This is a genomic window from Xanthomonas hyacinthi, assembly GCF_009769165.1.
Taxonomy (GTDB): Bacteria; Pseudomonadota; Gammaproteobacteria; order Xanthomonadales; family Xanthomonadaceae; genus Xanthomonas_A; species Xanthomonas_A hyacinthi.
The window spans coordinates 516,906-542,735 of sequence record NZ_CP043476.1 but is presented as its reverse complement, the minus strand read 5'-3'; the positions used below and the strand labels follow the sequence as shown (position 1 = coordinate 542,735).

General features: G+C 70.4%; 24 protein-coding genes, 1 tRNA gene and 1 pseudogene. 17 read left to right on the top strand and 9 right to left on the bottom strand.

Annotated elements, in window-relative coordinates:
- Positions 1-284 precede the first annotated feature (284 nt).
- Positions 285-476 carry a hypothetical protein gene (locus FZ025_RS02460; RefSeq protein WP_146093568.1) on the bottom strand — a complete coding sequence of 64 codons (192 nt, stop codon included), beginning with the start codon at positions 474-476 and terminating at the stop codon, positions 285-287.
- On the opposite strand from FZ025_RS02460, the gene FZ025_RS21945 reads away from it, so the two are divergent.
- The 4 genes and pseudogenes from FZ025_RS21945 to FZ025_RS21825 all read left to right on the top strand — a co-directional run bounded on the left by FZ025_RS21945 (position 462) and on the right by FZ025_RS21825 (position 3,898).
- Positions 462-770, top strand: coding sequence for a hypothetical protein (locus FZ025_RS21945; RefSeq protein ID WP_046977814.1), 309 nt, complete (start codon positions 462-464; stop codon positions 768-770). The genes FZ025_RS02460 and FZ025_RS21945 overlap by 15 nt on opposite strands.
- Before the next feature lie 630 nt (positions 771-1,400).
- Positions 1,401-3,062 (top strand): methyl-accepting chemotaxis protein, encoded by a 1,662-nt coding sequence (locus FZ025_RS02445; RefSeq protein WP_046977813.1) that lies wholly within the window; start codon positions 1,401-1,403, stop codon positions 3,060-3,062.
- 10 nt (positions 3,063-3,072) lie between these two features.
- A pseudogene (locus FZ025_RS02440) lies at positions 3,073-3,587 on the top strand (chemotaxis protein CheW).
- A gap of 155 nt (positions 3,588-3,742) precedes the next feature.
- Positions 3,743-3,898 carry a hypothetical protein gene (locus tag FZ025_RS21825; RefSeq protein ID WP_167523865.1) on the top strand — a complete coding sequence of 52 codons (156 nt, stop codon included), beginning with the start codon at positions 3,743-3,745 and terminating at the stop codon, positions 3,896-3,898.
- A gap of 105 nt (positions 3,899-4,003) precedes the next feature.
- Here FZ025_RS21825 and FZ025_RS02435 read toward each other — a convergent pair.
- A tRNA-Ala gene (locus FZ025_RS02435) sits at positions 4,004-4,079 on the bottom strand.
- Between the two features lie 264 nt (positions 4,080-4,343).
- On the opposite strand from FZ025_RS02435, the gene FZ025_RS02430 reads away from it, so the two are divergent.
- A complete protein-coding gene (locus FZ025_RS02430; RefSeq protein WP_046977812.1) occupies positions 4,344-4,748 on the top strand; it encodes an H-NS histone family protein in 405 nt (134 codons plus the stop codon).
- A 305-nt stretch (positions 4,749-5,053) separates the two neighbouring features.
- Here the strand turns inward: FZ025_RS02430 and rnd are convergent, their stop codons facing one another.
- The gene (gene rnd / locus FZ025_RS02425; RefSeq protein ID WP_046977811.1) at positions 5,054-6,142 is read right to left on the bottom strand and encodes a ribonuclease D; all 1,089 of its coding nucleotides are present in this window, start codon (positions 6,140-6,142) and stop codon (positions 5,054-5,056) included.
- A 102-nt stretch (positions 6,143-6,244) separates the two neighbouring features.
- Between rnd and FZ025_RS02420 the strand changes: the two genes are divergently transcribed.
- From FZ025_RS02420 to FZ025_RS02410, 3 genes are all read left to right on the top strand, one after another.
- Positions 6,245-8,128 (top strand): formylglycine-generating enzyme family protein, encoded by a 1,884-nt coding sequence (locus FZ025_RS02420; RefSeq protein WP_046977810.1) that lies wholly within the window; start codon positions 6,245-6,247, stop codon positions 8,126-8,128.
- 82 nt (positions 8,129-8,210) lie between these two features.
- On the top strand, positions 8,211-9,122 hold the full coding sequence (locus tag FZ025_RS02415; RefSeq protein WP_046977809.1) for a M48 family metallopeptidase: 912 nt from the start codon (positions 8,211-8,213) through the stop codon (positions 9,120-9,122).
- Between the two features lie 117 nt (positions 9,123-9,239).
- Complete coding sequence (locus tag FZ025_RS02410) at positions 9,240-9,686, top strand: DUF6491 family protein (RefSeq protein ID WP_046977808.1); 447 nt, start codon at positions 9,240-9,242, stop codon at positions 9,684-9,686.
- A 50-nt stretch (positions 9,687-9,736) separates the two neighbouring features.
- Here the strand turns inward: FZ025_RS02410 and FZ025_RS02405 are convergent, their stop codons facing one another.
- The 6 genes from FZ025_RS02405 to FZ025_RS02380 all read right to left on the bottom strand — a co-directional run bounded on the left by FZ025_RS02405 (position 9,737) and on the right by FZ025_RS02380 (position 14,251).
- Positions 9,737-10,102, bottom strand: coding sequence for a hypothetical protein (locus FZ025_RS02405; protein WP_244292446.1), 366 nt, complete (start codon positions 10,100-10,102; stop codon positions 9,737-9,739).
- Positions 10,103-10,148: 46 nt separating this feature from the next.
- Entirely contained in the window at positions 10,149-10,355 is a 207-nt protein-coding gene (locus FZ025_RS02400; RefSeq protein WP_046977807.1) for a CopG family transcriptional regulator, read from the bottom strand.
- A gap of 107 nt (positions 10,356-10,462) precedes the next feature.
- Entirely contained in the window at positions 10,463-10,741 is a 279-nt protein-coding gene (locus tag FZ025_RS02395; RefSeq protein WP_046977806.1) for an oxidative damage protection protein, read from the bottom strand.
- Positions 10,742-10,771: 30 nt separating this feature from the next.
- Entirely contained in the window at positions 10,772-11,833 is a 1,062-nt protein-coding gene (gene mutY / locus FZ025_RS02390; RefSeq protein ID WP_046977805.1) for an A/G-specific adenine glycosylase, read from the bottom strand.
- 191 nt (positions 11,834-12,024) lie between these two features.
- On the bottom strand, positions 12,025-13,389 hold the full coding sequence (ftsY, locus tag FZ025_RS02385; RefSeq protein ID WP_104558662.1) for a signal recognition particle-docking protein FtsY: 1,365 nt from the start codon (positions 13,387-13,389) through the stop codon (positions 12,025-12,027).
- Between the two features lie 154 nt (positions 13,390-13,543).
- Positions 13,544-14,251 (bottom strand): AraC family transcriptional regulator, encoded by a 708-nt coding sequence (locus tag FZ025_RS02380; protein ID WP_046977645.1) that lies wholly within the window; start codon positions 14,249-14,251, stop codon positions 13,544-13,546.
- 176 nt (positions 14,252-14,427) lie between these two features.
- Between FZ025_RS02380 and FZ025_RS02375 the strand changes: the two genes are divergently transcribed.
- The 9 genes from FZ025_RS02375 (at position 14,428) to FZ025_RS02335 (ending at position 25,470) form a co-directional block, all read left to right on the top strand.
- Complete coding sequence (locus tag FZ025_RS02375; RefSeq protein ID WP_046977646.1) at positions 14,428-15,369, top strand: 4-hydroxyproline epimerase; 942 nt, start codon at positions 14,428-14,430, stop codon at positions 15,367-15,369.
- Positions 15,366-16,466, top strand: a complete 1,101-nt coding sequence (locus FZ025_RS02370) for an NAD(P)/FAD-dependent oxidoreductase (RefSeq protein WP_046977647.1) — start codon at positions 15,366-15,368, stop codon at positions 16,464-16,466. Before FZ025_RS02375 ends, FZ025_RS02370 begins: the two co-directional genes overlap by 4 nt.
- Positions 16,467-16,474: 8 nt before the next feature.
- Positions 16,475-16,711, top strand: coding sequence for a (2Fe-2S)-binding protein (locus FZ025_RS02365; RefSeq protein WP_046977648.1), 237 nt, complete (start codon positions 16,475-16,477; stop codon positions 16,709-16,711).
- On the top strand, positions 16,704-18,044 hold the full coding sequence (locus FZ025_RS02360) for an NAD(P)/FAD-dependent oxidoreductase (RefSeq protein ID WP_046977649.1): 1,341 nt from the start codon (positions 16,704-16,706) through the stop codon (positions 18,042-18,044). Before FZ025_RS02365 ends, FZ025_RS02360 begins: the two co-directional genes overlap by 8 nt.
- A 4-nt stretch (positions 18,045-18,048) precedes the next feature.
- The gene (locus tag FZ025_RS02355) at positions 18,049-18,954 is read left to right on the top strand and encodes a dihydrodipicolinate synthase family protein (RefSeq protein WP_104558661.1); all 906 of its coding nucleotides are present in this window, start codon (positions 18,049-18,051) and stop codon (positions 18,952-18,954) included.
- Between the two features lies 1 nt (position 18,955).
- Positions 18,956-20,548: an aldehyde dehydrogenase family protein gene (locus tag FZ025_RS02350; protein WP_046977651.1), complete on the top strand. Its 1,593-nt coding sequence runs from the start codon at positions 18,956-18,958 to the stop codon at positions 20,546-20,548.
- Positions 20,545-21,753 carry a M24 family metallopeptidase gene (locus tag FZ025_RS02345; protein WP_046977652.1) on the top strand — a complete coding sequence of 403 codons (1,209 nt, stop codon included), beginning with the start codon at positions 20,545-20,547 and terminating at the stop codon, positions 21,751-21,753. Before FZ025_RS02350 ends, FZ025_RS02345 begins: the two co-directional genes overlap by 4 nt.
- A gap of 64 nt (positions 21,754-21,817) precedes the next feature.
- Positions 21,818-23,647: a DUF885 domain-containing protein gene (locus FZ025_RS02340; RefSeq protein WP_046977653.1), complete on the top strand. Its 1,830-nt coding sequence runs from the start codon at positions 21,818-21,820 to the stop codon at positions 23,645-23,647.
- Positions 23,644-25,470, top strand: coding sequence for a DUF885 domain-containing protein (locus tag FZ025_RS02335; RefSeq protein WP_046977654.1), 1,827 nt, complete (start codon positions 23,644-23,646; stop codon positions 25,468-25,470). The genes FZ025_RS02340 and FZ025_RS02335 overlap by 4 nt, the downstream gene beginning before the upstream one ends.
- The last annotated feature ends 360 nt before the right edge of the window (positions 25,471-25,830 follow it).

Sequence of the window (25,830 nt, the reverse complement as noted above, 5' to 3'; positions counted from 1 at the left end):
TGCAGCAGGCGAACGCCGCAATGCGCTCCTTGTGCGTGATGGCCAGCGTGGCCCGCGCGTGCGCCGCGCAACGCCGTCGCAAGCGCACAGGCGTGCGCCGCGACGGCGTTGCTGCGTCGGCATCGACGCTGTTGTTCGATCATGCTGCCATGCTGCATGCAAGGCTCCCCGAAGCGAGTTTCACGTCCGTTGCGCTAACGCTAGATGCGCAGGCGTGACGTCATCGACAACATAACCGCGCATCTCGGTGCGTGTGGTAGACAGAGCGATTTTTCACTGAACGATTAACCGAAAAACCCCTTGAAAACAGCTGCGCCGCGCAGGTTCGCCGGATCTGCGTTGGTAACGTCACCATCTTTTCGATGCGCCATTGACTCGATTGTCGCGGCAAGGACAATCAGGACATTCCATCTTTTCGCGCGCAGCGCATTCGATCGCAACGGTGCGTCGCAGGAGACCGCATGTCGTTCGTGCAAGCGCGTTTCCATTCTGCCGTCGCTCGCTGGTTCGAGCGCCGTTTTGCTGCGCCGACGCCAGCGCAGCTGGCTGCATGGCCGGCGATCCAGGCGGGGGCACACCTTGGTGGCGGCGCCGACCGGCTCCGGCAAGACATCGACTGCGTTTCTCGCCGCGCTCGATGCGTTCTGCATCGCGACGCGGTGCATCGCCGCGTGCGCCAGCGCCGCGACGCGCGCATGGCGGCGCCGACTTCCGGCGGCACCATTCCCGAGACCGGCGACTACAGCGTGTTGCCGGAGCCGCAGGCCTAGACCATCGGCACGGTCAACGAAGACTTCGCGGTGGAGAGTCTCATGCAGGAATTGAGCGCCGCCGACAGCGCGGTGGCGCGGCAGCGGCTGACCGAGACGGCGGCGTCGGGCACGCGCGATGCCATCGCCGCCATGCTCGCCAGGCTGCGCTGAAGACGCGCTCCTGCGGCGGCGGCCTGTTCAGTAACGCCAGCGCATTCAGGAAACAGCGCGGCGGCGCTCAGATGCGCGCGATTTTCACAGCTTGTCTACAAATAACCTGGGTTTACATCCCAGTTCAGCCCCGCGCGCGAACGGGCGGAATTTGCCGCAGAGAACAAGTGCTGCGTCAGTGCCAAGCCTGGCCGAGCGTCTTCCTGCAGCGTCAAAACACCGCCCCGAAAGGCTCGGTACGTATTCATCGAAGCCTCGCAAGCGCGCACTTGTGTGCCGAATTCTGCAGTCGTGGCGCCGATTAAAGGCGACGTTCCAGCCTGCCGATAGCCCTCAAGCAACGGCGATGCAGCGCCGCGTCGGGTCATCGCGGCTGCAGGCGCCGTTGCGATCGTTGCCGATCCACGTGGTGCAGCGGGAAGCACATCCGGACGCGTCGTCGTGGCGCGGTCGTTACCAAACAATCGGGGAGACATCATGTTGGGCAATATGAAAATCGGCATCAGGCTGACCTGCGCGTTCCTGATCGTGGCGGCCATCGGCGCGTGCATCGGCGCGATCGGCATCCGCAATTCCGGGCGCATCAACGACTACGCCACGCTGCTGTACGAACGCGAGCTGGTCGGCCTGTCCAACATCAAGGAAGCCAACATCAACCTCATCTACGCCGGCCGCGCGCGCTCCAACCTGCAGTTGGCCACCACGCAGGAAGAGCGCGCCAAGCACCTGGCCAACATCGACAAGTACACCGCGAACGTGGTCGATTACATGGGCAAGGCGCGCGCCTCGTTCGACAGCCCCGAGTCCAAGGCCAAGCTGGCCCGCTTCGACGAAGTGTGGAAGCAGTTCCTGGCCAACCGCAGCCGGTTCCTGGAGCAAGCCACCCAGCAGCCGCTGCAGCAGCCCAATCCGGAACTCATCGCGCTGTCCACCGCGGTGCGCGGCGCCTCCGACGAACTCGACACGCTGATGAGCGAGCTGGCCACCATCAAGGAAGCCCACGCGGCCGAGGCCAGCGCCGCAACCACCGCGATCCAGGTCAGCGGTGCCAGGATGCTGATCGCGATCATCATCGGCGGCGTGTTGCTCGGGGTGGGCCTGGGTTTCTTCATCAGCCGCAGCGTGACCAGGCCGATCGGCAAGGCGGTGGATGTGGCCAATGCGCTGGCCGCGGGCGACCTGAGCATCGTGATCGAGAGCACGGCGAAGGACGAGGCCGGGCAATTGCTGCTGGCGATGCGGCGCATGGTGGAGAAGCTGCAGCAGGTGGTCGGCGAGGTCAACGCCAGCGCGCAGACCCTGGCCGGCGCGTCGGAGGAAGTCAGCGCGACCGCGCAGTCGCTGAGCCAGGCCTCGACCGAGCAGGCGGCAGGCGTGGAGGAAACCAGCGCCTCTCTGGAGCAGATGACCGCCTCGATCGGGCAGAACACCGAGAACGCGCGCATCACCGACGGCATGGCCGCGCAGGCGGCCAGGGAGACGGTGGAGGGCGGCGAAGCGGTGGTGGCCACGGTGGCGGCGATGAAGCAGATCGCGCACAAGATCGGCATCATCGACGACATCGCCTACCAGACCAATCTGCTCGCGCTGAACGCGGCGATCGAGGCGGCGCGCGCCGGCGAGCACGGCAAGGGCTTTGCGGTGGTCGCCGCGGAAGTGCGCAAGCTGGCCGAACGCAGCCAGGTGGCCGCGCAGGAAATCGGCGAGGTCGCCGGCTCCAGCGTGGAGCTGGCGGAGAAGGCCGGGCGCCTGCTGGAGACCATCGTGCCCAGCATCAAGAAGACCTCCGACCTGGTGCAGGAGATCGCCGCAGCGTCGCAGGAGCAGTCCTCCGGCGTGGCGCAGATCAACTCGGCGGTGGTGCAGCTGAGCCAGACCACGCAGCAGAACGCCACCGCGTCCGAGGAACTGGCCGCGACCGCCGAGGAAATGAGTTCGCAGGCCGAGTACCTGCAGCAGTCGATGGCGTTCTTCCGCCTGGGCCACGGCGAGGCGCCGCGCCCGCCACGCGCGACCGACAAGCCCAGCGCCAAGACGCTCGGCAGCGGTCGCGTCGAACCCAAGCGTGCGCGCCCGCGCGTGCCGCAGCCGGCGTACGCGATGGCCAGCCCGGACGAATCCCAGTTCGCCAGCTTCTGAGGAGCACAGCATGGGCACGCATCCGGACAACGCAGCGGCCGTGCCGCTGGAAACGGAACAGGCGCCGTCGCAGTTCCTGACCTTTCAACTGGAACAGGAACTGTTCGGCCTGAACATCGACGGCATCCACGAGATCATCGAATACCGTGCGCCGACCCCGGTACCGACCATGCCGCCTGCGTGCGCGGCGTGATCAACCTGCGCGGCGCAGTGGTGCCGGTGGTGGACCTGCAACTGCGGCTGGGTCGCGCGCCCAGCCGCATCACCCGGCGCAGCTGCATCGTGATCGTGAGCGCCGAGGAGGGCGGCGCGATCCAGGCGTTCGGCCTGCTGGTCGATGCGGTCAGCGCGGTGCTGGACATCCCGGCGCAGCGGATCGAGGCGGCGCCGTCGTTCGGCAGCGGCATCCGCGACGAGTTGCTGCAGGGCATGGGCAAGCTGGAGGACCGCCTGGTGATCCTGCTGGACCGCGCGCGCCTGCTGCGCGTGGACGCCATCGCCGCGGCGCTGCCGATCGCGGCCTGAGGCGAAGTGGCGGTGCCGCGGCCATGCACGGCTCGTCAGTCGCACTGGACTCGTGTCGTCCGAAGCGAAATGCGCTCGCCGTGATATGCGCATCACGACGGCCTCGCTAGGGTTTCCGGGACAGGGCATCCGCCCGCCATCGCGAGGTCCGGACCATGGCAGACGACGACAAGCAGCACGGGATCCGGGAGGGCCAACAGGACCGCGCGCAGGACGAGGTGGCCAAGCAGCGATCCGGGCTGGGGGATCAGAAGCTGCGCGAGGGGCACGAGCGCGGCCCCAAGTCCGGCAACCAGCAAGAACCCGGCTGAGCCGCGCTTCGCCGGCGGTCGGGTCGGCCTTCGCCGCGGCGTCGGCGATGCGCGCAGCCACAAAAAAGCCCCGGAGGCGACTCCGGGGCGTTTCGTCTGAACGAGTGGTGGAGCGGAAGGGGATCGAACCCTCGACCTTCGCATTGCGAACGCGACGCTCTCCCGGCTGAGCTACCGCCCCACATCAGACGCATAGTCTAACTGGCCCGGGGCGTGCGTGCCAAGAGGGGCGCGGATCGGTGGCGGCGCGGTGCGCGGCGTGCCAGGGCGTCCGCAGCCGCGGTCGCCTGCGGACGCTGGCGAAGGCGGAAATGCGGCGACGCATCCCGGCAGCCATCGGATAGAGTCGATATAATCGCAGGCCGAAATCCTCTGTCAGACGATTTCGTCGTTCCGGATGAAATATTCCGTCCGTTCCAAATCTTTTATCACGGGTCTTTAAAAAATGACGGAAGCTCGCAACTTGCAACAAATCGCCGAAGCCAAGGCCAAGCTGCACGAAGAGATTCGCAAACTGGAAGAGCAGGAGAAGCAGGCGCGCGAAGGCGAGACCAGTGCCGCGCATGCCAACGTGCTGTCGCTGCTGGAGCAGTTCGCCGAGTTCTTCAGCGCCAAGCAGCGCAACGAGATCGCCGCTTACGTGACCAGCGCGGCGCCGAAGGCGGCCAGCGCCAAGTCCGCCGGCGGCCGCAGCGAGGTCAAGCCGAAGTACCAGCTGCCGCATACCGGCGAGACCTGGTCCGGCCGCGGCCGCACGCCGAAGGCGTTCGCCGCCTGGGAAGGCACCGCCGCCTACAACGAGTGGAAGGCGCGCCATCCGGAGCTGAAGTTCCCGCTGGTCAAATATTGATCGGTCGAAAAAGGCCGGGTCTCCCGGCTTTTTTATGCGCGATGGCGTTTATCGGCGGCATTGGCGTTGCTCGTGCCTTGCCGCGGATAAACTGCAGCGGAGAACGCGGGCGGTGAATGGCATGCGCCTGGAATAACCGCAGGCTTGGCAGCGCGCTGTCCGCCGCCGTGGCTGCGCTGCCGGTGTTTGCAGGCGACAAACCCTGTAGGAGCAACTTCAGCCGCGACCGGCGCTACTGGCAACGCCGGTCGCGGCTGATGGCCCGAGGCCACCCGGAGCCGCTTCCGCAAGTACCTTCAAATCCCTTAGTCCGCGGCGCGGCCGAGCAGCGGCTGCAGCGTCGCTTCCAGTTCGCGCTGGCGCCAGCCGGCCAGCGGCTGCGGCCATTGGCCGCTTTCCAGTAAGGCTTCCAGGTGTTTGCGCGAGGCGAGCAGGCCGTCGGGCAGGCCGAGTTCGGCGCTGCGTGCGGAGACCGCGTCCTGCAGGCGCTTCAAGGCGGCCTTGTTGTCGTCGCTGGAGGCCAGCGCCAGCGGCGCGTCCGCTTCGTCGGGCAGCGGCGTGGTCAGCGCCTGCCACAGCGCGTCGCCGAGCTTGCGCGGCGCCTTGGGGTGCTTGTCCAGCATCGCCTGCAGCGCGTGGCGCTCGCCCGGCGGGAAGCGCGCCAGGGTGGCGGCCAGTTCGTTGTCCAGGATCCAGCTGCGCGGCTTGTCGCTGTGCCGGGCCTGCACGTCGCGCCAGCGCAGCAGGCGCAGCAGGCGCTGCTGCGACGGCGGATCCATGAACTGTGCGGCGCGCATGCCCAGCTGCGGCCAGCGCTCGCCTTCGTCGTGCTCCACGGTGCCGAGCAGGCGCTCGCCGTCCTCGTGCAGCCAGGCGCTGCGGTCCAGCAACTGCAGCCGCGCGAGCAGCGCGTCGTGGATCGCGAACAGGTGGCGCACGTCGTCGGCGGCGTACTCCAGCTGCGCCGGCGACAACGGGCGGCGCAGCCAGTCCGAGCGGGTCTCGCCCTTGGCCAGGTGCACGCCGGTGATTTCCAGGACCAGCTTCTGGTAGCCCATGCCGGCACCGATGCCGGCCAGGCCGGCGCCGATCTGGGTATCGAACAAGGGCCGCGGCAGCGCGCCGCAGGCGCATTTGAACGCGACCAGGTCTTCGCTGGCGCTGTGCATGACCTTGAGGATGGCCGGGTCCGACAGCCACGGCGCCAGCGCCTGCGGCATTCCGGGAATCAGCGGGTCGATCAGCAGGATTTCGTCGGCCACCGCCATCTGCACCAGCGCCAGTTGCGGCCAGTAGGTGCGTTCGCGGACGAATTCGGTATCCAGGCCGATCCTGGCCGGGCGCTGCGCCAGCCGTTCGGCCAGCTCGGCGGGTTGCTTGATCCAATAGGGCACGTGGTTTCCGTCGAATGCAGGGTTTGCTCAGGCAGGCGAGAATAGCCCAACGTCGGCCCGCCGGCCGCACGGACGGGGTGGCGCGGATGCCATCGGGAGCCAATGTCGTTGGGAGGAAGCGTGCGTACGAACGGCCGTGTGATCGCCTGGACCCTGCTGGCCGCGCTGGCGTGCGGCTGCAGCGGGCCGGCGTCTGCGCCTGCGGCGGCGCCCGCCAAACCGGCGCCGGCCGCGGCGGCCAAGCCGGTGCAGGCGCCCAGCGTCACCATCGGCGGTGAGGATGCCGCCGAGACGGTGGCGCGCTGGCAGCCGCCGCTGCCGGCGCTCGAGCGCGGCGATCTGGCGCAGGCGCGGCGCGAGGCCGCGCGCGCACTGGCCGAGGATCGCCTGTTCGAGTACGCGCAGTCGGCGATCCCGCTGTACCTGGCGATCCGCGCACTGGCGCCGCAGGACCGGGTGGCGCGCGACGGCCTGCGCACGGCGCGGCGCCGGCTGCTGCAGCTCGGCGCCGCGTTGTTGCGCGTATCCGAGCAGCAGGAGCAGGCGCTGCAGCGCGCCGATCGCATCGCCATGGTGGCGCTGTCGCTGGATGCCGACGATCCGGCGGTGCGGCGCCTGCAGCAGCGGGTGGAGACCGCGCAGCGGGTGCTGGCCTACAACCGTGCCGGCGAAGACGATCTGCGCGCCGGCCGGCTCGGCGAGGACGGCAACGGCGCGCTGGCCAACTTCCGCGAAGCGCTGCAACTGGACGCCGACGCAGCGCGCGCGCGGCAGGGCATGGCGGCGGTGGAGAGCGCGCTGATCCGGCGCGCCGAGGCGGCCGCGGCGGTGTCCGATTTCGCCGCCGCCGGCAGCTGGCTGGCACGCGCGGCACGCATCCGCGACGCCGCTGCCACTGTGCGCGACGCGCGCGCACGGGTGGAAGGCGTGCGTAGCGCGCGCATCGCCGCGCTGCGCGACGCCGGCCTGCGCGATCTGGCCACGCCGGCCGGGCTGAAGGCGGCGCGCGAGAGATTGGGCGAGGCGCTGCGCATCGCCGATCCGGGCGATCCGGTGGCGGCCATGCTGCGCGAGCGCATCGACCTGGCCACCCACTACGGCAGCTTCCGTCCCGGCCAGGTGTTCACCGACGGCATGAGCAACGGCGAGCGCGGGCCGCAGATGATCGTGGTGCCGCATGGCGGCTTCCGCATGGGCGCCAGCGAGACCGAGCCGGGCGCGATGCCGGCGGAGCAGCCGCTGCATTACGTGCGCTTCGACCGCGGTTTCGCGATGTCGATCACCGAGGTCACCGTGGCCGAGTTCCGCCGCTTCGTCGAGGTCAGCGGCGCGCGGCCGCGGGCGACCCGGCGCGGGCATTCGATCGTCTACGACGAGCGCAGCGGCAACTTCGTGCGCCGCAGCGGCACCGACTGGCAGTCCGGCTACAACGGCGCGCGCGCCGCGCCGAACAGTCCGGTGATGCATGTCAGCGTGCGCGATGCCGAGGCCTACGCGGCGTGGCTGTCGCAGCAGACCGGGCGTCACTACCGGCTGCCCAGCGAGGCCGAGTTCGAATACGCGCTGCGCGCCGGCAGCGGCGGCCGCTATCCGTGGGGCAACGCCGGCACGCCGCCGCGCGGCACCGGCAACTTCACCGGCGGTGGCGACGTCTCGCCCGGCGGCCGTCACTGGAACAACGCCTTCGTCGGCTATGCCGACGGCTTCTGGGGGCCGGCGCCGGTCGCCAGCTTCAAGGCCAATGCCTGGGGCCTGCACGACATGGGCGGCAACCTCAGCGAGTGGGTCGCCGATTGCTGGCATTCCAGCTACCGTCGCGCGCCGGCCGACGGCGCCGCCTGGTACAACCCCGGCTGCCGCTCGCGGGTGGTGCGCGGCGGCAACTGGGCCAACGCGCCGGAGCAGACCCGCGCCGCCTGGCGGCTGATGCAGGACTCCGACACCACCAGCGCCCGGGTCGGGTTCCGCCTGGTGCGCGGAATTTGACGCGGCCGCGTAGCGCGCCCGGCTACAGTGCCGCGGACAGGCAGGCGCCATCGCCGCCGACCAGCCAACAAGGGGATTGGATATGAGCAACGTCTTCGGCCGCCAGGGCGGGGAGCAGGGCGGGAGCCGCCGCGGGCCGCTGGGCGGCGTGCGCTGGCTGCTGCTGTTGGGCTTCGCCGTGTACGCCGGGTTCTACTGGTTCTCCAACCGCAGCGAGGATCCGTACACCGGCGAGAAGGTGCTGATCGACAGTTCGCTCGGCGTCGAGGACGAGAAGGCGCTGGGTCTGCAGGCCTATCAGGAGATCCTGGCGCAGGAGCATCCGGTCGATCCGCAGTCGCAGGTGGCGCAGCAGGTGCGCGCGATCGCGCAGCGGCTGATCGCCAAGGTCGACGTGGTCGAGGACGCGCTCGCCGCCGAGCACGGCATGCAGGCCAGGCACTACGCGCGCGGCTTCGATTGGGAGGTCAACGTGATCGAGTCCGAGCAGGCCAATGCGTTCTGCCTGCCCGGCGGCAAGATGGCGGTCTACACCGGCCTGCTGCCGGTGGCCAGGAACGCCGATGCGATGGCGGTGGTGATGGGCCACGAGATCGCGCATGCGCTGCTGCGCCACGGCGCGCAGCGCATGGCGCAGCAGAAGCTGACCCAGATCGGGCAGATGGCCGGCGCGGCCAGCGGCATGGACCCGCAACAGCAGCAGATGGCGATGGCGGCGATGGGCTACGGCTATCTGCTGCCGTACGCGCGCAGCCACGAGACCCAGGCCGACGAGGTCGGGCTGATGCTGGCCGCGGCGGCCTGTTTCGATCCGCGCGAAGCGGTGCCGCTGTGGCAGCGGATGAGCGCCAGCGGCGGCGGCCAGGCGCCGCCGGAGTTCTCGTCCACGCACCCGAATCCGGGCACGCGGATCCAGAACCTGCAGGCGCTGATGCCCAAGGCGCTGGAGTACCGGCAGCGCTTCTGCGAAACGGCGAAGACCGCGCAGCGCTGAGCGCGCCGTGGCCACGGGCTGCGGCAGCTGCCCGCTTGCTGAATGTGCTGCGTGCGGGCATAAGGGCATGCCTGGCGCGGGTGCATCATGCGCCTGTCGCGACCGGGAGCCTCCACCATGAAACGCCTGCTGCTGTCATCGCTGGGGCTGGCCGCGCTGCTGGCCGGCTGCGCCAGCAACCGCCTCAGCGACGACGAGCGCCTGGCGCTGTACCGCGCCCATGCCGCCGCGCCGGTGCGCGACTTCCAGTACTTCAACCGGATCAGCGGCTGGACCGCGCTCGGCGACAGCGCGCTGGCGGTGTGGACGCGCCCGAACCAGGCCTATCTGCTGGAATTGAGCGGCCGCTGCGCGGACCTGGATTACGCGCCGACGATCGCCATCACCCATTTCGGCGACCGCGTTTCGGCGCGTTTCGACGACGTGCTGGTGATCGGCGGCAGCCCGGGCGCGATCCGCCTGCCGTGCCGCATCCAGAGCATCCGCCCGCTCGACGTGAAAGCGCTGCGTACCTCGGAAAAGGAGCTGCGCGAGGCCAAGGTGCAGGAGCGGACCGGCAGTTGAGCTGCCGATGCGGCGTCGCCGGCGCGGAGCGGACTCCGTGGCGCGCCTATCTATTTCGATTTCGTGCCGTAGTAGAAGCCGGTCGCGGCCGAGACCAGGGTGACGACGGGGCCGAGCAGCACCGCGAACTCCTTGATGTCCTGCACCTGGATGCCGCTCCAGGCCACCAGGATCAGCAGCCCGGCCACCACCACCCACAGCAGGCCGATCAGCATGTAGGCGATGTGGCGCCTCGCCTGGTCCTCGTGCGGCCGCGGATCGTAGTCGTCGCCCAGGCGCGGGGTGATGGCGGGGGTGTCGCTCGACCGTTCGCCGGTGAGATCCAGCGTATCGGCATCGGCGCGCGTCTGGGACGATGGCGTATCGCCTGAACCGGTGCCCGGCGGCGGTCCGTCTGCAGCTTGCGGCTGTTGCATGGGAGCGCTTCCTTGTGCGGCAGGCAGCGGACTGCCCGCAATGACCTTACCTGCGGATGACCTCGCGGATGCGGGTTCCGTCCTCGACCAGGATCTTGCGGTTGGCCGCTTCGTTGTCGGTGAAGAACTTCTCGGAGTTGATCGCCCGGCGAAGCACGTCGACCACGGAAACCTTTTCCTTGGCGGCGAGCTGCTGCAGGAAATCCACCTGCTCGGTCGGCAGGTTGACGGTGATTTTCTTGAAGTCGCTCATGGGCGTTCCAGCAGAGGCGGCGGGGTGTCGGGAGCATCGTATATGGCGAAATGCCGTATTTCAACCATATCGGCGCGGCCGCCGCCGCAGGCGCTGGCGGCTGTGCCTCAGGCCTGCTCTTCCGGCGCCACATAGCCCTCGGGCTTGGGCGCGCCGCCCTGGAACAGGAATTTCTCCAGCTCCGCTTCGAGGAACGCGCGGTGCTTGGGGTCGCGCGGCGACAGCCGGTTCTCGTTGATCAGCATGGTCTGGTGCGCCAGCCAGGCCTGCCAGCCGGCCTTGCCGATCTGCGCGAACACGCGCTGGCCGATGTCGCCGGGATACGGCACGTAGTCGAGCCCTTCGGCGTCGCGTTGCTGGTACTGGCAGAAGACGGTGCGGGACATGGCGGTTCCTGGTGGCGCGGCGGGCGACGATCAGAGGCCGTCGAGCAGTTTGCGGATCGGGGCGGGCAGGCCGAGTGCGGACAGGTCGGCACGCGCCACCCAGCGCAGGTCGTCATTGTCGCGTACCGCGTCGCGCAAGGCGACCTTGCGCAGGCGCAGCGGCTGCAGGTGCAGCCGGTAGTGGCTGAAGGTGTGGACGATGGGCGGCATCGGCTCGGCGTCGTCGAAGTCGCGGCCGCGGGTTTCGCGTTCGAACCAGGCGCGCAGCTCGCTCTCGCTCTCGGCCTGCGGCAGCGTCCACAGCGAGGCCCAGATGCCGCTCGGCGGGCGCCGCTGCAGCAGCAGCTCGCCGGCGGCGTTTTCCAGCAGCAGCGCCAGCGCCTCGCGCTCGGGCAGGGTCTTGCCCGGCTTGGGCGTGGGCAGCGCTTCGGTCAGGCCGTCGCGGCGCGCCACGCAGTCGTGCTGCAGCGGGCACAGCACGCAGGCCGGGTTGGCGCGGGTGCACAGGGTGGCGCCGAAATCCATCTGCGCCTGGGTGTAGTCGGCCATGCGGCCGTTGGCGACCGCGGCCACGTGGGCCTGCGCGATCGCCCACAGCGGCTTCTCCACCGCCGGCAGGCCCGGATAGCCGGCGATGCCGTGATAACGGGTCAGCACGCGCCTGACGTTGCCGTCCAGGATCGGGAAGCGCTCGTTCCAGGCCTGGCTCAGGATCGCGCCGGCGGTGCTGCGGCCGATCCCGGGCAGCGCGTGCAGCGCATCGAAATCGCGTGGCAGTTCGCCATCGTGCAGCTCCACGCAGCGCTTGGCCGCGGCATGCAGGTTGCGCGCGCGGGCGTAGTAGCCCAGCCCGGCCCATTGCGCCATCACCGCGTCGTTGTCGGCGGCGGCCAGCGCGGGCAGGGTCGGGAAGTGCTGCAGGAAGCGCAGGAAGTACGGGATCACCACCGCGACCTGGGTCTGCTGCAGCATGATTTCCGACAGCCACACGCGATACGGGCTGCGCGGATGCTGCCAGGGCAGGTCGTGGCGGCCGGAGTGGTCGAACCAGGCGAGCAGGCGGGTGGTGAAGGTGTCGGGGGGCTGGCGCATGCTGGCATCGAGTGGTTCCTTCTCCCATCGGGAGAAGGTGCCCCGAAGGGGCGGATGAGGGTACGGGCGAAGCTCCGTGTAGTTGGGTCGGCGAGACGCTTTCGCGCCGTACCCTCGTACTTGGGTCGGCGAGACGCTTTCGCGCCGTACCCTCACCCCAACCCCTCTCCCGGGGGGAGAGGGGCTTTAGGTCAGGCGCCCAGGGCTTCGGGCAGCAGTGCGTCGACGAAGGCTTCGGCGTCGAATACGCGCAGGTCTTCCGGGCGCTCGCCGATGCCGGCGTAGCGGATCGGGATGCCGAACTCGCGCGCCAGCGCGAACACCACGCCGCCCTTGGCGGTGCCGTCGAGCTTGGTCACCACCAGCCCGGTGACGCCGACCGCGGCGTGGAACTGGCGCAGCTGCGACAGCGCGTTCTGACCGGTGGTGCCGTCGATGACCATCAGCACCTCGTGCGGTGCGGCCGGGTCGAGCTTGCCGAGCACGCGGCGGATCTTGCCCAGCTCGTTCATCAGCCCGGTCTGGGTGTGCAGGCGCCCGGCGGTATCGGCGATCAGCACCTCGGTGCCGCGCGCCTTGCCGGCCTGCAGCGCGTCGAACGCGACCGAGGCGGCGTCGGCGTTCTGGCCCTGCGCGATCACGGTGACGCCGTTGCGATCGCCCCAGGCCTGCAGCTGCGCCACCGCGGCGGCGCGGAAGGTATCGCCGGCGGCCAGCATCAGGCTGTGGCCTTCGTCCTTGAAGCGCTTGGCCAGCTTGCCGATGGTGGTGGTCTTGCCGACGCCGTTGACGCCGACCGTGAGCACCACGAAGGGCTTGGCGCTGCGGTCGATCTGCAGCGGCCTGGCGACCGGTTGCAGGATCGCGATCAGGTCGGCGCGCAACGCGCGCAGCAGTGCCTGCGCATCGACGAATTCGCGCGCCTTCATGCGCTTGCGCAGGCTCTCGATCAGCGCGGTGGTCGCCGGCACGCCGACGTCGGCGGTGATCAGCGCGGTCTCGATCTCGTCGAGCAGGTCGTCGTCGAGCTTGGGATTGCGCGAGAACAGGCCGCCGAAGCTGCGCGCGATGGCGCTGTTGCGCAGGCGTTCGCGCCAGCCGGACTTGCCGGCGGGCGCGGCGGGCGGGGCGTCGCTGCGCTGCAGGTCGTCGCCTGCGGCGAGCGCGCTCGCCGGCACCGGCGTGGGCGTGGGCGCGCTGGGCGTCGCCACGGCGGGGGCGGCCGGGGCGGGAACGCGCGCTTCCGCTGGCGCGGTCGGCGCCTGTGGCGGCAGCGGCGTTGCACCGGGGTGCGGCACGGCGATCGGGGCAGGCGGCAGCGGTGCGGCGTCGGCGCTCGGACGGCTGCTGTCGCGCGCCACTGGCGCTGCGGCTGGCGCCGCGTGCGGCGGTGCCTGTTCAGCGACAGGCGCTTCCACGGCGGCGGGCTCGGCGCCCGGCGCTGCGCCGGCTGGCTTGGGGAAGGCGGCAGCCAACTCCTCGATGCTGTAGCGCTGGGTGCTGCGGCTATCGCCAGCGTGGTCCTGGGGCTTGTTGCGGCGGAATAGGCTGACCATGGATAACGCGTGGACCGGAAACCGGGAATGCTACCACTTGTGCCTGTTGGGGCCGGGATTGGGGATTGGGAATTCGTAAAAGCGGCATTCCTGCAGCCCTGCAGACGCAGCGCCCTTACGAAGTCCCTAATCCCCAATCCCCAATCCTCGCCCCTCAGAGCCTGCCCTTCATCGAGCGGTAGTCGCGCGGGGTCATGCCGACGGTGGCCTTGAACTGGCGCGCGAACGCGCTCTGGTCGGCGAAGCCGCAGGCCTGGCCGATGCTGGCGATGCTGTCCTCGCCGTGCAGCAGGCGCATCGCCGCTTCGATGCGCATCTTGGTCAGCAACTGTTGCGGGGTCAGCTGGAACACGCGGCGGAAGTGCCGTTCCAGCTGCGCCACCGACAGTTCCGCCAGGTCGGCCAGGGTCTGCACGCGCAGGTTATCGCCGTAGTGGGTCTGCATGTGCTCCATCGCGCGGCTGATGCGTTCGTAGGCGGAATGGCGGCTGTCGGGCTGGCCCAGGTCGCGCGAGATGCCGACCACGCCGATCACCTCGTCCTGCTCGCACAGCGGGCGTTTGAAGGTCAGGCACCAGCCCGGGGTGCGGTTCGGGAACAGGTGCACTTCCAGCTGGTTCTCGATCATCTCCCCGCACAGCACGCGCCGGTCCTGCATCAGGTAGCTGCCGCCCAGCGGCAGCGGGAACACTTCCAGCGCCGATTTGCCGATCAGGTCGGCACGGTATTTCTTGCCCAGGCGCCGCACCAGGGTCAGGTTGACGTGGGTGTAGCGGCCATCGCGGTCCTTGACGAAGAACACCACGTCCGGCAGCGCGTCGAACAGCGTCTGCATTTCCTGCGCGGAAATCAAAGTATCCATCTGCACTCACCGGGCGGTTGTAGGCGGCGGCGGCAGGCACGCCGCGGCATGCCCACCCTGAGGACCGATCCTAGCCTAAGTCGGGCCTGCGGGGACGCCAGGGTTGTGCGAATTTCCGCATTTATGACAGGCAAACGCTGCTAGCCGCCAGTGGCCCGGAATGTGAGCATGGACCTATGCATACACTCGATGTGATCGACTCGCATAGCGGCGGCGAACCGACCCGTGTCGTCGTCGCCGGCTTCCCCGACCTGGGCACCGGCCCGCTGGCGCAACGGCGCGATCTGTTCCGCGATCGCTTCGATCGCTGGCGTAGCGCCATCGCCTGCGAACCGCGCGGTTCGGACACCATGGTCGGCGCGCTGCTGTTGCCGCCGATCGCGGCCGACGCCTGCGCCGCGGTGATCTTCTTCAACAACGTCGGCTACCTGGGCATGTGCGGCCACGGCACCATCGGCCTGGTACGCACGCTGGCCGAACTGGGCCGGCTGGCGCCGGGCACGCACCGCATCGAGACCCCGGTGGGCACGGTCGGGGTGGAACTGCACGCCGACGGCCGGGTCTCGGTGGACAACGTGGAAAGCTATCGCCACGCCACCGGCATCGAGGTGCAGGTGCCCGGCTACGGCCGCGTGCGCGGCGACGTGGCCTGGGGCGGCAACTGGTTCTTCATCACCGAGCAGACGCCGTGCGCGCTGGAGCTGCGCAACCAGCGCGCGCTGACCGCCTACACCGAGGCGCTGCGGCTGGCGCTGGAGGCGGCCGGCATCCGCGGCGCCGACGACGGCGAGATCGACCATATCGAGATCAACGGCCTGGCCCCGGACGCCGGTGCCGACGCGCGCAACTTCGTGCTGTGCCCGGGCCTGGCCTACGACCGCTCGCCGTGCGGCACCGGCACCAGCGCCAAGCTGGCCTGCCTGGCCGCCGACGGCAAGCTGGCCGCCGGCCAGGTGTGGCGGCAGCAAGGCATCCTCGGCAGCATGTTCGAAGCCAGCTACGTGCCCGGCAGCCGCGGCGTGCTGCCGCGGATCACCGGGCAGGCGCACATCACCGCCCGCGCGCAGCTGCTGATCGATGCGCAGGATCCGTTCGCCTGGGGCATCGGCGCCGGATGAGCGGTTTCGACCTGATCGTCGTCGGCGCCGGCATCGTCGGCGCGGCCTGCGCCGATGCGGCCGCGGCCGCCGGGTTGCGGGTGGCGATCGTCGAGTCGGGCACGATCGGCGGCGGTTCCACCGCCGCGGCGATGGGGCATCTGGTGGCGATGGACGAGGATCCGGCGGAGCTGGCGCTGTCGGCGTATTCGCTGCGCCTGTGGGAAGAATTCGCGCACTTGCCGGCGGCCGAGTTCAGCCGCTGCGGCACGCTGTGGGTGGCGCGGCAGGCGCGCGAGCTGGAGGCGATCCCGGCCAAGATCCAGCGCCTGGCCGCGGCCGGGGTGCGCGCCGAGGCGGTCGATGCTGACGCGCTGTACCGGTTAGAGCCGGCGCTGGTGCCGGGCCTGGCCGGCGGCATGCGCGTGGTCGCCGAGGCGGTGGTGTATCCGCCGCGCATGGCGCGGCATCTGCTCGAGCGTGCGCTGTCCGCCGGTGCGCAGTTGTACGCCGGGCGCCGCGCGCTGGCGCTGGCCGCCAGCGGGCTGCGCCTGGACGACGGCAGCACGCTGCGCGGGCCGGTGCTGGTCGCCACCGGCTGCGCGCTGCCGGAGCTGTTGCCGGAGCTGCCGATGCGCGCGCGCAAGGGCCAGTTGGTCATCACCGACCGCTATCCCGGCTTCGTCGGCCACCAGTTGCTGGAGCTGGGCTATGCCGACAGCGCGCACGGCAGCGACGGCAGCAGCGTGGCGTTCAACGTGCAGCCGCGGCCGACCGGGCAGATCCTGATCGGTTCCTCGCGCGAGTTCGATGCCAGCGACCGCAGCGTGTCGATGCCGATGCTGCAACGCATGCTCGAGCGCGCGTTCGCGTTCCTGCCGGCGTTGCGCCAGTTGCAGGCGATCCGGGTGTGGACCGGGCTGCGTCCGGCCACGCCCGACGGCCGTCCCTACCTGGGCGCGGTGCCGGAGCGTGCCGACGTGTGGGTCGCGGCCGGCCACGAAGGGCTGGGCGTGACCACCGCGCTGGGCAGCGCGCGCCTGTTGCTGGATCTGCTGCTGCAGCGCACGCCCGCGCTGGACCCGGCGCCGTTCGCGCCGGCGCGGGCGCTGTCGTGAGCGCGCCGATGCTGCGCCTTCGGATCAATGGCCAGGCCGTCGAGGTGCTGGACGGCAGCAGCGTGGCTGCGGCGGTGGCGCAGGTGGCTGTGCATTTCCGCCGCTCGCGCAACGGCCAGCCGCGCGCGCCGCTGTGCGGCATGGGCGTGTGCAGCGAATGCCGGGTGCGCATCGACGGCGTCGGCCAGTTGCGCGCCTGCATCACCCCGGTGCGCGACGGCATGCAGGTGTGGACCGATGGCTGAGCCGCGCGCGCTGCAGTACGACGTGGTCGTGGCCGGTGCCGGTCCGGCCGGACTGGCGGCGGCGTTGGCCGCCGCCGGGCACGGCCGGCGCGTGGCGCTGGTCGATCTGCAGGCGCGCGCCGGCGGCCAGATCTGGCGCCACGACGTGACCCATGCGCCGCCGCGGCTGGCCGCGCGCGTGCTGGCGCAGCTGGCGGCGAGCAGGATCGACTTTCTGGCGCAGACCCAGTTGCTGATGGCGCAGGACCGGCAACTGCTGGCCGATGGCCCGCAGGGCGCGCGCTGGATCGGCTACGACGCGCTGGTGCTGGCCACCGGCGCGCGCGAACTGCTGCTGCCGTTCCCCGGCTGGACCTTGCCTGGCGTCACCGGCGCCGGCGGCGCGCAGGCGCTGGCCAAGCAGGGCTGGCCGCTGGCCGGCAAGCGCGTGCTGGTCGCCGGCAGCGGTCCGCTGCTGCTGGCCAGCGCGGCGACGCTGCGCCGCCACGGCGCGCAGGTGCTGGGCATCGTCGAACAGGCCCCGCTGCGTGCGCTGGCCGGTTTCGCCGCGCAGCTGCCGTGGCGCTGGCCGGACAAGGCGTTGCAGGCGCTGAGCCTGCGCGCGCAACTGGCCGGGGTGCGTTATCACAGCGGCAGCGTGGTGCTGGCGGCGCAGGGCGACGGCCAGCTGCAGTCGGTGGAGATCGACGGCCCGCGCGGCCGCCGCAGTGTCGAGTGCGACCAGCTGGCGGTCGGCTACGGCCTGGTGCCGAACGTGGAGCTGGCGCAACTGCTCGGCTGCCGCCTGGCGCGCAGCGGCGCGCATCCGTGCGTGGCGGTGGACGCGCAATTGCGTACCAGCGTTGCAGGCGTGTACGCCGCCGGCGAGGCGCTGGGCATTGGCGGGCGCGATTGCGCGCGCGTCGAAGGCGCCATCACCGGGCACCTGGCGGCCGGGCAGGAGGCCGCGGCGCAGGCGTTGCAACCGCAGCGGCACCGCGCGCGCGCGTTCGCCGCGCTGCTGCAGCGCCAGTTCGCGCTGGACCCGCGCATCCACGCGCTGGCCGCGGACGACACGCTGGTGTGCCGCTGCGAAGACGTGCCGCTGTCGGCGCTGCGCGGCCATGCCGACCTGCGCGAGGCCAAGCTGGTCTCGCGCTGCGGCATGGGCGCCTGCCAGGGCCGCATCTGCGGCAGCGCGCTGACCGAGCTGGGATTGGCGCCGCGGCACGACGATTTTTCCGACGACGGCCGCCGGCCGCCGCTGTTCCCGGTGCGCCTGGACGCGCTCGCCCAATCGCTTCCCGATCCATTTCTTTCCGAACCTCCACTCACAACCCTCGACAAGGTGTAATCCCATGAGCAAGGCTTCTTTCTGGTACGGCGTGCTGCCGGCCATCACCACTCCGTTCAACGCCGACGGCAGCATCGACCACGCGTTCCTGGCCAGGCATGCGCAGGTCATGGTCGACGCCGGCTGCACCGCGATCGTGCCGCTGGGTTCGCTCGGCGAGGCCGCCACGCTCAGCTTCGACGACAAGGTCGCGATCCTGAAGACCCTGGTGCAGGCGCTGGACGGCCGCATCCCGGTGGTGCCGGGCATCGCCGCGCTGTCCACCGACGAGGCCGTGCGCCTGGCGCAGGCGGCCAGGCAGGTCGGCTGCGGCGGGATCATGGTGCTGCCGCCGTACGTGTACTCCACCGACTGGCGCGAGATGGGCGCGCATGCGCGTGCGGTCATCGCCGCCACCGACCTGCCGGTGATCCTGTACAACAACCCGGTCGCCTACAAGACCGATTTCAGCCCGGCGCAGATCGCCGAGCTGGCCGCCGAATTCCCGCAGCTGCAAGCGGTCAAGGAATCCTCCGGCGACGTGCGCCGCTTCGCCGCGCTGGGCGAGCTGCTCAACGACCGCCTGGTGCTGCTGGTGGGCATGGACGATGCGATCGTCGAAGGCCTCAGCATGGGCGCCAAGGGCTGGATCGCCGGCCTGGTCAATGCGTATCCGAAGGAGTCGGTGAAGCTGTTCGAGCTGGCCCGCGACGGCGGCTATCCGGCGGCCAAGGCGCTGTACGACTGGTTCCTGCCGCTGCTGCGCCTGGACACCGTGCCCAAGTTCGTGCAGCTGATCAAGCTGGTGCAGGAGAAGGTCGGCCTGGGCAACGAGCGCGTGCGCGCGCCGCGCCTGGTCGTCGACGGCGCCGAGCGCGAAGCGGCGCTGAAGGTGATCGACCACGCCATCGCCACCCATCCCGGGCTCTGAGATGAGCATGCAGCCGCTGTTGCTTGCCGGCCACTGGCAGCCCTCGTTGGAGGCGCGCGGCAGCTTCCGCGCCGAGGACCCGCGCGACGGCAACGCGTTCGGACCGGAGTTCCCGATCAGCGGCGCCGCCGATCTGGAAGCGGCGCTGAGCGCGGCGGTGCTGGTCGCCGACGCGCTGGCCGCGGCGGCGCCCGAACGCATCGCCGGGTTCCTCGACAGCTACGCCGCGGCGATCGATGCCGACGTGGAGCAGTTGGTCGCGCTGGCGCACGCCGAAACCGGCTTGCCGGTGGAGCCGCGCCTGGCCAAGGTGGAGTTGCCGCGCGCCAGCGGGCAGCTGCGCCAGGCCGCGCAGGCGGTGCGCAGCCATAGCTGGACGCAGCCGGTGATCGATACCGCGGCCGGCCTGCGCGCGCAGCTGGGGCCGCTGCACAAGCCTGTGCTGGTGTTCGGGCCGAACAATTTCCCGTTCGCGTTCAACGCGGTGGCCGGCAGCGATTTCGCCTCGGCCATCGCCGCGCGCAATCCGGTCATCGCCAAGGCGCATCCGTCGCATCCGGCCACCAGCCAGCGCCTGGCGCAGCTCGCGCACCAGGCACTGCTGGACAACGGCCTGCCGGCCGCGGCGGTGCAGTTGCTGTACCACTTCGACAATACGCTGGGCCTGGAACTGGCCGGCGATCCGCGGCTGGGCGCGATCGGCTTCACCGGTAGCCGTGCCGGCGGACTGGCGCTGAAGGCGGCGGCCGACCGCGCCGGGGTGCCGGCCTACGTCGAGTTGTCCAGCGTCAATCCGGTGTTCCTGCTGCCGGGCGTGCTGGCCGAACGCGGCACCGCGCTGGCGCAGGAATTCTTCGCCTCGTGCACGATGGGCAGCGGCCAGTTCTGCACCAATCCCGGCATCGTGGTGGTGCCCGAGGGCGAAGACGGTGATGCGTTCGTCGCCGCGGCCAGCGCGCACTTCGCCGGCGCCGCGCCTAGCCTGTTGTTCTCGCGCGGCGTGCTCGAGCATCTGCAGCGCGGCGTGGCCACGCTGCGCAATGCCGGCGCCAGCGTGCTGGCCGGCGGCGAAGCCGCGCCAGAGCCGGGCTATCGGCATGCGCCGACCTTGCTGGCGGTTTCGGCGCAGGCCTTCGGGCAACAGCCCGAGGCGCTGCAGACCGAGGCGTTCGGCCCGGTCAGCCTGGTGGTGCGCGCCGCCGGCCTGGCGCAGATGACCGCGCTGGCGCACAGCCTGGAGGGCAACCTCACCGGCACCGTGTACCGTGCCGCCGACGGCAGCGACGACGTGCTGTTCGCCGCGTTGGCCGCCGCGCTGCGGCCGCGGGTGGGACGCCTGATCTGCAACAAGATGCCGACCGGCGTGGCGGTCAGTGCGGCGATGAATCACGGCGGCCCGTACCCGAGCACCGGCCATCCGGGCTTCACCGCGGTCGGCATGCCGGCGGCGATCCGCCGCTTCGCCGCGCTGCACAGCTACGACGGCCTGCCCGATGCGCTGCTGCCGGAACTGCTGCGCGACCGCAATCCCGGCGGCGTGCAGCGCCTGATCGACGGCCAGTGGAGCGTGGCCGACGTGGAGCGCGCGGCATGAGCGCATCCGCGCAGATCGGCGGGCTGAGCCTGGCCATGGCGCAGGCGCAACTGGCGCCGTGGCCGGCGCAGGCGCCGCCGATCCAGCCGCAGGAATACCGGCAGCGGCTGGCGCGGGCGCGCGAGCTGCTGCGCGCGCACGGCGCCGATGCGTTGCTGATCGGCGCCGGCGCCTCGCTGCGCTATTTCACCGGCGTGGCGTGGGGCGCCAGCGAGCGCCTGGTGGCGATGCTGCTGACCGCCGAGGGCGATCCGCTGCTGATCTGCCCGGCGTTCGAGGACGGCTCGCTGGACGCGGTGCTGCGCATTCCGGTGCGCAAGCGGCTGTGGGAAGAACACGAGGATCCGCATGCGCTGGTCGCCGAGGCGCTGAGCGAACTCGGCGCGCAGGCGCTGGCGCTGGATCCGGGCATCGCCTTCGCCGTGCACAGCGGGCTGAGCGCGGTGCTGGACCGGGTCGCGATCCGCGACGCGACGCCGATCGTGGATGGCTGCCGCATGCGCAAGTCGGCGGCGGAACTGGCGCTGATGCAGCAGGCCTGCGACATGACCCTGCAGGTGCAGCGGCTGGCCGCCGGCCTGATCCACGCAGGCATCACCACCGCCGAGCTGGTGCGCTTCATCGACCAGGCGCATCGCGCGCTCGGCGCCGACAACGGTTCCACCTTCTGCATCGTGCAGTTCGGCCATGCCACCGCGTATCCGCACGGCATCCCCGGGGTGCAGACGTTGCGCCCAGGCGAGCTGGTGCTGATCGATACCGGCTGCACCGTGCACGGTTACCACTCCGACATCACCCGCAGCTACATCTTCGGCAAGCCGAGCGAGAAGCAGCGGCGCATCTGGCAGCTGGAGCACGACGCGCAGGCGGCCGCGTTCGCCGCGGTGCGTCCGGGCGTGAGTTGCGCCGCGGTGGACCAGGCGGCGCGCGAGGTGCTGCAGGCGGCGGGCCTGGGCCCGGACTATTGCCTGCCGGGATTGCCGCACCGCACCGGCCATGGTTGCGGCATGAGCATCCACGAGGCGCCGTACCTGGTGCGCGGCAACGCGCTGGCATTGGCGCCCGGCATGTGCTGCAGCAACGAGCCGATGATCGTGGTGCCGGGCGAGTTCGGCGTGCGCCTGGAAGACCATTTCTACGTCACCGAACACGGCGCGCAGTGGTTCACGCCGCCGTCGCCGGCGATCGATCGGCCGTTCGCCTGATGCGCGCGGCGGTCGCCATGGCAGCGCCGCCGCAGAGGTTCCATTCGCTTACCGGAGTCCGTCGATGAAATTCGCCCGCCTGTTCGTCCCCTGCGCGCTGGCCGCGGCGCTGCTGGGCGCCTGCCAGCCGGCCACGCCGCCCGCGTCGCCGCAGCCGGCGGCCGCGGCGGGCGCGCCAGCGCAACAGCCGGGCCAGGCCTTCGCCGCCTTGCTCGACGCGCAGTGGCAGTACCAGCTCGAACACCATCCGGAGTTCGCCAGCATCATCGGCGACACGCGCTACAACGACCGCTGGAGCGATTATTCGCCGGCGGCGTTGCAGGCCGAGCAGCAGGCCACCGCGGATTTCCTGAGGCGTTTCGAGGCGATCGACGGCAAGGCGCTGTCGGCGCAGGACCAACTGAGCCTGCAGATGATGCTGCGCCAGTTGCGCGACCGGCTGGAGGCGATCGCGCTGAACAACGACGCGATGCCGCTGGAGCCGGTCGGCGGCATCCAGCTGGCGCTGCCGGGTTACGCGCAGGCGTTCCCGTTCGCCAGCGTCAAGGACTACGAGGACTACATCAAGCGCCTGCAAGCGATTCCGGCGCTGCTCGACCAGGTCGTGGCGCTGTCGCGCGCCGGCGCCAAGCACGGGCTGGTGCAGCCGAAATACCTGCTCGAGCGGATCCCGGCGCAGGTGCGCGCGATCGCCGCGCCGGCCGGCGCCGACAGTCCGTTCGCGTTGCCGCTGAAGACCTTCCCCGACGCGGTGCCGGCGGCCGAGCGCGCGCGCCTGCGCGAGGCGATGCTCGCGGCGATCGACCAGCAGGTGCGTCCGGCCTACGCCAAGCTGGCCGATTTCGTCGCCGACGAATACGCGCCGCAGGGCCGCGCGCAGGAAGGGCTGTGGTCGCTGCCCGATGGCGAGCGCCGCTACCGCTACGCGATCCATACCCAGACCACCACCGACAAATCGCCCGAGCAGATCCACCAGATCGGCCTGGCCGAAGTGGCGCGCATCGAGGGCGAGATGAGCACCATCGCCAAGCAGCTCGGCTATGCCGACCTGGCCGCGTTGCGCAAGGCGGTGGCGCGCGACCGCAAGTTCTTCGCCAGTTCGCGCGAGCAGATCCTGCAGCGCTACCGCGACGACATCGCGCAGATGCAGCCGCAGCTGCCCAAGCTGTTCGGCACCTTGCCGAAGACGCCGCTGGAAGTGCGCGCGATGGCCGAGTTCCGCAGCACCGCGCCGGGCGCCGAGTACTGGCAGAGCGATGCGCAAGGCAGCAAGCCGGCGCTGGTGATGGTCAACACCAGCGACTACGCGCAGCGCACCCTGGTCAACATCGAGGCCACCGCGTATCACGAAGGCGTGCCCGGGCATCACCTGCAGATCTCGCTCGCGCAGAGCCTGCCGTTGCCGCCGTTCCGCCAGCAATCCAGCTACAACGCCTACGTGGAAGGCTGGGCGCTGTATGCCGAACGCCTGGGCAAGGATGTGGGCTTTTACAAGGATCCTTACAGCGACTACGGTCGCCTGGCCGGCGAGCTGCTGCGCGCCAACCGCCTGGTACTGGACACCGGCGTGCACTACAAGCGCTGGACCCGGCAGCAGATGATCGATTTCTTCCACGCGCATCCGTCCGACGACGAGCCCAGCATCCAGGCCGAGACCGACCGCTACATCGTGTGGCCGGGCCAGGCGCTGGGCTACAAGCTCGGCGAGCTCGACATCCTGGCGCTGCGCGAGAAGGCCAAGCGCGAACTTGGCGCGCGCTTCGACATCCGCGCCTTCCACGACCAGATCCTCGGCGGCGGCGCGATGCCGCTGGACCTGCTCGACGCACGCATCGACGCCTGGATCGCGCAGGCCAAGGCCGGCGCATCCGCCACTTCGGAGAAACCGCAATGAGCCCGAACTCCCGACTCCGAGCGCCGCTGCTGCTGGCCATGCTGTGCGCGCTGGCAGGGCAGGGCGTGGCCACTGCCGCCGAACCCGCGCGACCGGCGGCCGCCGCGGCGAGCAGCGACGCCGGCGCACGCTTCAAGGCGCTGTACCTGCGCGAGTGGACATGGCGCCAGCAGCAGTCCGCCGGCGCCGACGGCGAAGACAGCCAGGGCGAGGCCGCCGACCATTTGCCGAAGGTGGATCCGGCCACGCAGGACCAGCGCACCGCTTACTGGCAGCAGGCGCTGCGCGAACTGGAGGCGATCGACCCGGCGCAGCTGTCGGCGCAGGACCAGGTGAACTACCAGGTCTACCGGCAGCAGTTGCAGGTGCTGCTCGACCAGCAGCGTTTCCGCGCCTGGGAGATGCCGTTCAACAGCGACAGCGCGTTCTGGAGCGACCTGGGCTTCACCGCGCGCAGCACCCTGCACAGCCGCGAGGACTACCAGCGCTACCTCGGCCAGCTGGCCGACATTCCGCGCTATTTCGACGAGCAGATCGGCAACATGCGCGCCGGCCTGGCGCGCGGTTTCGCGCAGCCGAAGGTCACCCTCGACGGCCGCACCGAGTCGATCGCCGAAGTCGCGCAGGCGCAGGGCGAGGACAACCTGTTCTACGCCCCCTTCAAGCAGATGCCGGCGACGATTCCCGCCGCGGTGCAGGCGCAACTGCGTGCGCAAGCGCAAGCGGCGATCGCCAAGCAGGTGGCGCCCGCCTACGCCAAGCTGCTGCGCTTCATGCGCGAGGACTACCTGCCCAAGACGCGTCCGGCGCTGGCCATCGAGTCGGTACCCGACGGCGCCGCCTACTACCGTGCGCAGATCCGCGAATACACCACGCTGGACATGACCCCGGAACAGATCCACGCGGTCGGCCTGAAGGAAGTGGCGCGCCTGCGCAAGGAGATGGACCAGACCATCGCCGACAGCGGCTTCAAGACTCCGGCCGGGCAGCAGACCTTCCCCGCGTTCCTGAACTACCTGCGCACCGATCCACGGTTCTACGCCAAGACCCCGGAGGAGCTGCTGAAGGACGCGGCCTGGATCGCCAAGCGGGTGGACGCCAAGGTCGGCGACTACATCGGCCGCCTGCCGCGGCGCCGCTTCGCGATCGAACCGGTGCCGGCGGAGCTGGCGCCGTTCTACACCGGCGGCCGCGGCGGCCCCGGCATCTACCTGGTCAACACCTACGACCTGCCGTCGCGCCCGCTGTACAACCTGACCGCGCTGACCCTGCACGAGTCCTCGCCCGGCCACGCGCTGCAGATGCCGCTGGCGGCCGAGCAGGACAACCTGCCGGACTTCCGCCGCTACACCTTCATCTCCGCCTACGGCGAAGGCTGGGCGGTGTATTCGGAGTACCTGGGGCAGGAGATGGGCCTGTACGACACGCCGTACGACCGCTTCGGCTACCTGACCTACCAGATGTGGAGGGCATGCCGGCTGGTGATCGACACCGGCATCCACCACTACGGCTGGACCCGCGCGCAGGCGCAGGCTTATCTGCGCGACAACACCGCGCTGAGCGAGCACGAGGTCACCACCGAGGTGGACCGCTACATCGCCTGGCCGGGGCAGGCGCTGTCCTACTATCTGGGCGAGCTGAAGATCATCGAGTTGCGGCGCAAGGCCGAGGCCGCGCTGGGCGAGAAATTCGACATCCGCGCCTTCCACGACGCGATCCTGGAAACCGGCTCGGTGCCGCTGCCGGTGCTGGAGCAGCGCATCGATCGTTTCATCGCCGAGGGTGGCAAGTCGCCGTGGGCGCAGGAGGCTTCAAAACAGTAGACATGACCAAAGCCCCTCTCCCGTCGGGGCGACAGGGCACAGCTTGCGCGCCACTGGCGCGCGTGCTCTGGAGCGCCCGCGCCGCTGGCGCGGGCCGGGGCGCGGAGCGGGGGTTGGGGTGTGAGGGTACGGGCGAAGCCTCATGCGGTCGAAACGACACGAGGCTGCGCCCGTACCCTCATCCGCCCCTTCGGGGCACCTTCTCCCGGGGGGAGAAGGGGGCAGGGAAGCTTGCAATTGGAGCAGGAAGCACCTGGGCGCATCGCTTCAAGCCCCTCTCCCCCCGGGAGAGGGGTTGGGGTGAGGGTACGGCGCGAAGCCTCATGCAGTCGAAACGACACGAGGCTGCGCCCGTACCCT